Here is a 2638-nt window from a genome sequence, read left to right on the forward strand (position 1 = left end):
ATTAGATAAAACGTCAAATAGTATTGTGATACATTGCATTATTTTATGTTTCCTTTTGTTCGGATAAGAAAGCTTTTGATTGGTCTGTCAAATGTGCTGAACAGCAGGACGTAGAATGTATGTTTAATATAGTAAGCTGCTACATGGAAGGACGTGGCACAGAAAAGAACTTGGATAGTATGGCGGTTTGACACGTATCGCATTGTTGGACACACCGGAGGACTTAAATTTAAGTGGACAAATTACTTCAGCAAGGGTTAATCTTGCCTCTATGTATCGTGACGGACAAAACGTTCCTAAGAACTTGATAAAAAGCTATATGTGGTTTTTGATTTACAACGAGAGCAAGCGTGACTTTTCCGTACTCGAGCAACAGAAAAACATTGAAGCTATTCAGGCATTGGAGAAGCAGCTTTCCCCAACAGATAAAGAAAAAGCAAAAATTTAAGCGGAGAAATTAATAGAAAAGAGGTTGATGAACCTTGCAAACATTTACAAACAAGACCTATAACGACACCGAAAACGGCTTACAACATCGTTTTGCTGCAATGGTGACTGAAGAATAGGTTTTGAACATCAGAAATTCTATTTTACATTAGTACAAACGTGAAGCTGTGGAGCAATGAATGCCACCACTGGCAGCAAGACATTCTGTTATAACCAATTGTAAAATGACGACTCAAGACAACAAATACGTTAAAATATTATTCCGATTTCACAGTACCATTTTTGGTGAAGAAAAGGTTGAAACAATGTGGGCCGCAATTGTTGACAAGGCCAAAGGGTTTTATAAACTTGACAACATTCCATTTTATGCACCGCTTGTTGCTTCTGACGACATTGTGTTTGCAGAGTTTGACGAACAAGAGCAAATGTTGACTTATCGCTTGACAGTAGAATATTCAGGTAACTCGACAATTCAAGTAGTGCTAATGGACAAGTCGAAGGATATAAACTTAATTCGCGATGTTTTCCAGGAGCTTGGTTGTGTTTCTGAAAAAGTAAATGGAGGCTATTTTTCCATGGAAATTCCTGCTTCAGTTGACTATAAAAAAATCAAGCAGAAGCTGGACGAGATGGAAACAAATCAAATTATTGAATATGCAGAACCATGCTTAGCGGATGGACACAGACTATAAAAACAACTGGCTATAACAGGACCTTACAGCAATAGCCAACGCATTACTTTTTAAAAGCCTATTCAAATCAATATCTTTAGCGGGAAAATTAACGACTCTGCGGCTTAAGGCTACTGCCGCAACCGGCAGGCCACCAGTTGCAACTTTAAAAAGACAATATGAAAAAATCGACATTTAGGAATCAATCATTCTATTGGATAATAATTTCCATTCTCTGTGGACTTTTAATATGGAACCTTTACGTGACAATCACTCAATCAAAATTAATTGGACTATTACCAATTGCAATTCAATGTACTTTGCTGACTATGATTTTTAAAAAACACGAATATGCAAAAATAGGAATAAAAATTTGGGCGACATTGTTCTTAGCAATAGCGTCCGGTTTACAATTTGTTGGCCGATTACTACAAGACCTTGCTGACGGCTTTAGTTATGTACCCCTTCAACATTATCTAATCACTGGAATAACCATATTGATAGGCGTTTTAATAGTAGTTTATACAAACAAAACTGTTGAAATTGAAACATTAGAAAATAGCAGCACCTAACAGGCGTTTGGCAAAAAAGCGGGCTCAGTGGTTAAATCAAGCTTTGTGCTTCTATCAAGTTTGTGCTTGGGCGACAGTGAAGTGCTTTCTTTTCGGGCACAACGCAAACCTGTAAACGTTATGGGCAATTATACCAACCTACTACTCTTTTCAATATTACTGCTACTGACATCATGTGAAGGAATGGTTCAAGGCAATGGTAAAATTGTTTCTTCGACTGACGGTAAGCCAATTGAAGGAACTTTAATTTTCTGGACGGTCTTCAATGAAAAAGTTTACTCCGACAAAACAGGTCATTTTGAAGTTGGTAAATTTTGTGGTTGTGTTCCGGAATGCCCTAAGCTTGAAGTCGTTTTCTTTAAAAAGGGTTATAAGACTCGGTATATCGACCTTAACAAAAAATTTGATTACAAAACGGACAGCTTAACCATCAAAATGACACCATCCGCGACGTCAGAAGAACTCAAGGAGGGACGTTGGTCATCCATCTTACAAGCACTATTAATTCTAGTTTCTATTTTTAATCTTGGCACCCTTACATATATCGTATCAAATAAGACAGAGTACAAAATGATTTGGTTAGTTGCAATGGTTATTTTCTCCACGACCATTGAATATAATTATTTTAATGGAGACCATAATATCCATTTGTTTAACTTCTTATTCCAATTCTCGAATATATTTGGCTGGTATAGATACTTCATTCCAACAACTGCCGTTGTTTTCTGGGCTAATCACTGGTTTAACAAAGTTCCGCACAAAAAAACATCGAATTAACAGAATAACTGCACATAACAGCATCTTGAAGCAATAGCCAATTTGGTGCTTTTTGAAAGCCCATCCAAATAAATATCTTTAGTGGAAAAAATTTAAGAATTCTGCGGTTAAAGCTACTGCCTCAAGCCGCCAAACGTTAGCGGTCATGATAAGACAATAGAGCGATCTAGG

4 protein-coding genes are annotated in these 2638 nt (G+C 37.0%); all 4 read left to right on the forward strand.

The window, feature by feature from the left end; all coding sequences use genetic code 11:
• Window positions 1–187 precede the first annotated feature (187 nt).
• The gene (locus GS399_RS20740) at window positions 188–448 is read left to right on the forward strand and encodes an SEL1-like repeat protein (RefSeq protein ID WP_202409537.1); all 261 of its coding nucleotides are present in this window, start codon (window positions 188–190) and stop codon (window positions 446–448) included.
• A 223-nt stretch (window positions 449–671) separates the two neighbouring features.
• Window positions 672–1139 carry a DUF4265 domain-containing protein gene (locus GS399_RS20450; RefSeq protein ID WP_160846520.1) on the forward strand — a complete coding sequence of 156 codons (468 nt, stop codon included), beginning with the start codon at window positions 672–674 and terminating at the stop codon, window positions 1137–1139.
• Window positions 1140–1297: 158 nt separating this feature from the next.
• Window positions 1298–1690, forward strand: a complete 393-nt coding sequence (locus tag GS399_RS20455; RefSeq protein WP_160846521.1) for a hypothetical protein — start codon at window positions 1298–1300, stop codon at window positions 1688–1690.
• 27 nt (window positions 1691–1717) lie between these two features.
• Window positions 1718–2467 carry a hypothetical protein gene (locus tag GS399_RS20460; protein WP_160846522.1) on the forward strand — a complete coding sequence of 250 codons (750 nt, stop codon included), beginning with the start codon at window positions 1718–1720 and terminating at the stop codon, window positions 2465–2467.
• The last annotated feature ends 171 nt before the right edge of the window (window positions 2468–2638 follow it).

This window comes from Hufsiella arboris (assembly GCF_009834875.1).
GTDB classification, from domain to species: Bacteria; Bacteroidota; Bacteroidia; order Sphingobacteriales; family Sphingobacteriaceae; genus Hufsiella_A; species Hufsiella_A arboris.

Excerpts from the sequence above, each read along its gene's own strand:
- GS399_RS20455 (WP_160846521.1), top strand. The coding sequence starts at position 1,298 with ATGAAAAAATCGACATTTAGGAATCAATCATTCTATTGGATAATAATT.
- GS399_RS20450 (WP_160846520.1), top strand. The coding sequence starts at position 672 with ATGACGACTCAAGACAACAAATACGTTAAAATATTATTCCGATTTCAC.